The organism is Verrucomicrobiota bacterium (genome assembly GCA_037139415.1).
Classification (GTDB): domain Bacteria; phylum Verrucomicrobiota; class Verrucomicrobiia; order Limisphaerales; family Fontisphaeraceae; genus JBAXGN01.
Genome location: JBAXGN010000305.1, coordinates 1 through 5375, shown reverse-complemented (window position 1 = coordinate 5375; position 5375 = coordinate 1). Strand labels below are relative to the sequence as shown.

The following is a 5375-nucleotide window of genomic DNA, read 5'->3' as shown; positions in this document are numbered from 1 at the left end:
GGAGGCGAGGGTCGGAATCGAACCGACGCATAAGGCTTTTGCAGAGCCCTGCCTTTCCACTTGGCTACCCCGCCGTAAACGGCTGGAAAAGAATGCGTAATATTTTGCCGTTACGCAAGCCCGGATTTTTCATCCGTAAAATTAGCGATCTCAGAACCGTCATTCGGCCCGCACGTCATACACCCATAGGTCGTTCAAATGGCGGATGTAGAGCCGGCCACCGCAGACCACAGGATGGGAAAGGGTGTGCAGTTCGTCTCGCCGGGGGAGTTTGAATTGGCTCACGATGTCCGCTGATTGCGGGCTCAGTTTGGCCAGCATGACGTCACCGTCGTTGCCCACGCAGAATAAACGCTCATCCGCATAGGTGATGGAGGCTTTGCCAATGGCTTCGGCCTGATACATGACTTTGCCGGTGTTGAATTCAACGCAATGCAGGCCCTTGTTGTACATCCGGCAACCGCTCCCATAGAGGTAGCCATCCAGCAACACCACGCCACCATGGCAATTATCCAGTCGTTTCCCATACCAGAGTTCCTCGGTGCGACGATTGTCCGCACTTAGGCGGATGACGCGGCCGCCCGCCCGATGGCCGCTGGTGACGAATACACAGCCATCATGGTAGATCGGCGAGGTCACGTTTTGATCGCAAAAGCCGGGATGCGGGTGGCTCCAGAGGAGTTTCCCGGATTGAATATCCACGCCCAGAAAAGTGCTGCGCGCCAGGGTGACGAATTGCCGCGTACCGCCATGTTCCACGATGATCGGGGAGGAATAGCCGGCGCGGTCGGTGATTTCCGTATTCGCCCAGCGCACCTTACCCGTCGCAGTGTCCAACGCCACCACTTTACCCTTTGTGCCGCCGGGCATGCAAAAGACCTTGTCGGCATCTACCAACAGGTTCTCGGTGTATCCCCACCCGCCCAGCGGCGCGTCAAAGGTGTCCTTGATATTGACAGTCCAGATCACCCGTCCGGTCGCGGCGTCAAACGCGGATAGATCGCCGTGCGGCCCCAAGTGAAACACGCGGCCATCACTGTACGTTGGGGTGGTTCGGGAACCAGGGGTGGCGCCTTTCCACGCTTTGCCGTTGCGGGTTTTCCATTTCAGTTTGCCAGCCAGGTCCAGCGCCAGCAGATATTCGTCTTCGCCGAAATCACCGCTGGTAAAGACGAGGCCTTCCGCAATGGACATGCCGGCATAGCCGCGTCCACAGTCTGGAAAACTCCAGAGCAGCTTGGGGCCTTCTGCTGGCCAGGTTTTCATCAGGCCAATCTCGGTGACCAGGTTGTCACGGTTGGGACCATGAAAGGTGGGCCAAGTGGGTTCGCTGGCGGCGGCGGCTGCTGGAGACAGGTTCAACAACAAAATCAGGCAGCCGATAAGGAAGGTGCGGAAAGGCGGGAATTTCAGGGCCGCGACGTTATGCAGGCGTCCCGTTTGAGCCAACCACCCCATGCACATTCCATTCGGCCCCAACGTTCGTATCAGGGTGTAGCATCCTTGCCCAACCTTCGGACCGGCGTTTAATGTTAATGTATCCAACATGTGCATGATGAAAAGTACCAGTGAAATGGCTGTTCGTGCAATCTGTTTTGAAGGTGGCATTGATTGCTGCAGATAGGGTCGGATAACATCATGATGCACGATACACGTGACTCGTGTATCGCGCATCTGCTGACTGGATATTTTTCCACTTGCCATGCCAAACTGCTTAGCATAACTTGATTCTATGAAAAGCGTCATCGCAAGTCATTATGCCCGCATCGGCCGCCTGGGCGGGGCGGTTTCTTCGCCGGCCAAGCGTCTGGCGGCCCGGAAGAATGCGCTCAAACGCTGGCACGGAACCCCCCGCGTCGAAATCCTCCCCGCGGATCTTCTGCGCGACGGCGTCTGGTATCGTGGCACCGGTCGTAATGCCTCGGTAGGTGTCTGGGATGCCACCGCTCATTGTTTCTGGACTGTGGCCATCAACGATTTCGCCGACCCTGCCACGTTTCCTGCGTCGCCGCACCGTCAGGTGCGGTTAAAACGGGAAGACTACCATTCTCCACAGCACGGCACCTTCAAGCCTGTGGCTCCACTTGACACCTGATCCGCATGTTCACCACCAGAACGCAAATCCGCGAAGCTCTCTCCCGCACCGGCCGCTGCCTAGCGCTGGCGGATGCCGGAGAATATTCGCTTCTGGTATGCGGCGGCTCGGCCCTCTGTCTCTCCGGATTGAGGGAGCGCCCCACCCGCGATGTGGATATTTTGGGAATGGTAAAGGGCGATGCTGCCACCGTATTGGCAGAGCCGTTGCCTGACGAAGTCACCCGGGCAGCCGCTCTGGTGGCCAGGGATCTGAATCTTCCGGAAAACTGGCTTAATGATGCCGCTCTGGCAGTGCATCGCTTGGGTTTGCCTGCGGGCATCCTTTCCCGCGCCACCAAGCAGGTATTTGGTCCGTGTCTCACGATTTACCTGATTGGCCGTCAGGACCAGGTAGCCTTGAAACTCTATGCCGCCATCGACGGCCAAAAAGGCAAACGGCATTTTGAAGATTTGGCGGCGATAGAACCTACCCGCAAGGAGATGGAGTTTGCCGTGCGTTGGTTGCTGGACCGCAAGACCTCTCTGGAATTCCAGAGCGCCATCCGTCGTGTGGCGGATGCACTCGACTTTCCAAAACTGGTAGCCGCGCCTGCGGAGCCATCATCGCCGCAAACCCAACGGGGCAGGACGCCCGGTTCAAGACCAGCGTCGCTAAAGGTTCCAAAGAACTGCTCCCGGTAAAACCGTGTGGCAACAGGGACCGGAGCCTGGCAGAAACAGGCGAGGCAATCAGGGCGGAGCGCCAGTTCATTTTGGAGCGCGCAACAGGATGGGGTTAGCACGGCCCTGGCAATTCTGGCAAGCTTCAGACGGTTTTTCCAGAGAGAGCAGGGAGCATTGGGGACAAATATAATACGCGTTGGTCTTATTTTCACCCAAATGGGCGAGTGCCTCCTGGAACAGGCGGGAATGCTGAGCCTCCGACGCAATGGCGTACTCAATGATGCGGATGGCTTGGACGGAATTGGTTTCGGTGCCAAGCTGTTTGAGCAGCCGGGGATAGATCACTTTCGCCTCGGCGTTTTCACTCAGAATACTGGTCTGCAAATTCTCACGGGTGGAAGCTGGCTTGAGGTCGTCGGGGGTGGGTTCACTGGGTTCGAGATTCATGGTCTGCATGGCCGCCCGCATGGCGCTACGGTGAATTCCTTCGGCGCGGGCGGCGGCACGAAACAAGGCCGCTTCGGGCGTCAAACCTTCCTCCGTGGCCTTTTGGGCGAACGCGCCGTAGCGATGATTGGTGGCGTATTCGCCCTGCATCATGGCGTTCAATTGCTTGACGGTTTCCGGGGAGGCACCGCTGGCTTGAAATAACATACATCCCAGCACCAAAATGGCGGATAACTTGACTTTCATGCGGTAACGATAGCTGCAGCAAATAAAAAAGTGAATCATTTTTTTACTTTGCCAGGCAACGCCCATCTCGAATGCGGAATGCGGATTTCGGATTGCGGAATCTTTTTAACCACGGATTACACGGATGCCACGGATGAAAACCAGATCACTTCTGAAGGCGGAACCTTTGAATGCGGAGTGCGGAATGGGGGAGACCAGTGACCAGTGATCAGTAAACCAAGGGCAGCATCAAGAACCACACCATGGCTGCCCCGATTATTTGGAGTCCGCGCTCTTGAGCATGGTGATGAGCTGCTTCATCGCCGGGGAGAGGACCTTGTGTTTCTTGTAAATGGCGGACAGGGGGCGGAAGAAATCGCCATCCGCAAAGCGGGCTGCGAAAAGCGTCTTCTTGCTGACTTCCTGAATGATGGTGGCATGCGGGACAATGGCAATGCCGGCGTCAATTTCCACCGCGCGCTTAACCGTCTCAATATTATCAAACTCCATGACCACGTTTAAATCCACCCCGTGCTCGCGCATGATGCGGTCCACCGCGCGTCGCGTTGGGATGTCCGGTTCAAAGGCGATGAACTTCTGGCTGGATAAATCGCTCAGGCGCAACGACTTGTGACCGGCCAGCGGATGATTTGGATGGCAGATGAGCACCAGGTAATCCTTGCGAAACGGCACAATCTCCAGCTTGCTGTCCTTGGTGGCATAGGCCACCAAACCTAGATCCACCACGTTGCTGAGGACGTCCTCATACACCTGGTTGGAGCGCCGATACTCCACATGCACGTTTACCGTGGGATACGCCTTCAGGAACTTCGTCAAATACGGCGGCAGGTCGTGCAGCCCGATGCTGTAAATCGTGGCCACGCGCATGGATCCGGAGATGATGTCCTTGATTTCCTGGAGTTTGCTGAACAAGGCGTCATGGGTCTGGATAATTTGCTTGGCGTATTCATACAGCACCTCGCCTTCGCGCGTGAGGCGGAAGTGCTTCTTGCTGCGCTCGATGAGGAGCGAGTTGAACAGGCGCTCCAGCATGCCAATCTGCTGGCTGACCGCAGATTGGGTAATTTCACTGACCTGGGCGGCTTTGGTGAAGCTTTTGGTTTCGGCCAGGTCACAAAAAATCTTCAGGCTTGCGATTTGCATGAGGAGACTAAATACCGAAGCCATGATACAGTCAACTAATGTTCGACTTAAAAGAAAGGAGATGGAAGTCAGAAGTTAGAACACCGGAAATGTTGCAGAAATATAAGCCGGCAGAAAAATTAGTTGGCATAAAAATTGGGAACCTTTGAATACGGAAAGCGGAATGATGAAGATGCCAGTTACCAGTGATCAGTGATCAGGAGGCTGAAGACCAAGAAACTAGGGGATTGGAGTCAGAGCTGGTGATCAGTTATCAGTGAACAGTAAACAGTGATCCCAAACCGTGAAACATGCTAAAAACGTGAAAAGGGAATGATGGTTGCGGGTGAGGTCATGAACTGAGCAGCTACTCCCTCGGGTTCTGGCGATTCCAGTCGAGGACGGTTTTGTATTTGGGTTGGTCGTGTTCGGTTTCGTCAAAGTATTCCGTCAGGCCCCAACTGCCCCATTTGCTCCAGGTGCCGGTGGAGGAAAATATGCACATCAGGTCGCCGCCCGCCTGCTTCCAGCCGTCCAGATATTGCGCATAGATTTCGCCCATGCGCGGGTGCCGGTTTGCGGTCTGGAATAGCTTGGTCATGGCGTTGTTGTTCTCGCCGCCACCGACTCCCACCAAGTGCTGCCCGGCCTCATAGCAGACCAGCTTGAGCTTGTACTTGTCCGCAATCTGTTTGGCATCGCCGACCCATTTCAGGCACTCAGGCAACGGTTTCTGGCGGATGTGCTCTAGCAGCCTGTCGGACTTAACAATGCGGATTTTTTGCAGGTTTTTGAATAAA

The 5375-nt window shown here is 55.6% G+C and carries 6 protein-coding genes and 1 tRNA gene; 2 read left to right on the top strand and 5 right to left on the bottom strand.

The window, feature by feature from the left end:
* Positions 1-2: 2 nt before the first annotated feature.
* Both WCO56_28760 and WCO56_28755 read right to left on the bottom strand, forming a co-directional pair.
* Positions 3-74: transfer RNA gene (locus tag WCO56_28760), tRNA-Cys, on the bottom strand.
* A gap of 85 nt (positions 75-159) precedes the next feature.
* Positions 160-1548, bottom strand: coding sequence for a PQQ-binding-like beta-propeller repeat protein (locus WCO56_28755; GenBank protein ID MEI7733593.1), 1389 nt, complete (start codon positions 1546-1548; stop codon positions 160-162).
* A 184-nt stretch (positions 1549-1732) separates the two neighbouring features.
* Between WCO56_28755 and WCO56_28750 the strand changes: the two genes are divergently transcribed.
* Entirely contained in the window at positions 1733-2095 is a 363-nt protein-coding gene (locus tag WCO56_28750) for a hypothetical protein (GenBank protein MEI7733592.1), read from the top strand.
* A gap of 5 nt (positions 2096-2100) precedes the next feature.
* Positions 2101-2778 (top strand): hypothetical protein, encoded by a 678-nt coding sequence (locus tag WCO56_28745; GenBank protein ID MEI7733591.1) that lies wholly within the window; start codon positions 2101-2103, stop codon positions 2776-2778.
* Positions 2779-2844: 66 nt separating this feature from the next.
* Here WCO56_28745 and WCO56_28740 read toward each other — a convergent pair whose 3' ends face one another.
* The 3 genes from WCO56_28740 to WCO56_28730 form a co-directional block, all read right to left on the bottom strand.
* Positions 2845-3453, bottom strand: a complete 609-nt coding sequence (locus WCO56_28740; GenBank protein MEI7733590.1) for a ferritin family protein — start codon at positions 3451-3453, stop codon at positions 2845-2847.
* A gap of 255 nt (positions 3454-3708) precedes the next feature.
* Complete coding sequence (locus tag WCO56_28735) at positions 3709-4596, bottom strand: LysR family transcriptional regulator (GenBank protein MEI7733589.1); 888 nt, start codon at positions 4594-4596, stop codon at positions 3709-3711.
* 346 nt (positions 4597-4942) lie between these two features.
* Positions 4943-5375, bottom strand: a 433-nt coding sequence (locus tag WCO56_28730; GenBank protein MEI7733588.1) for a cellulose-binding protein, incomplete at its 5' end; no start/stop codon positions are given.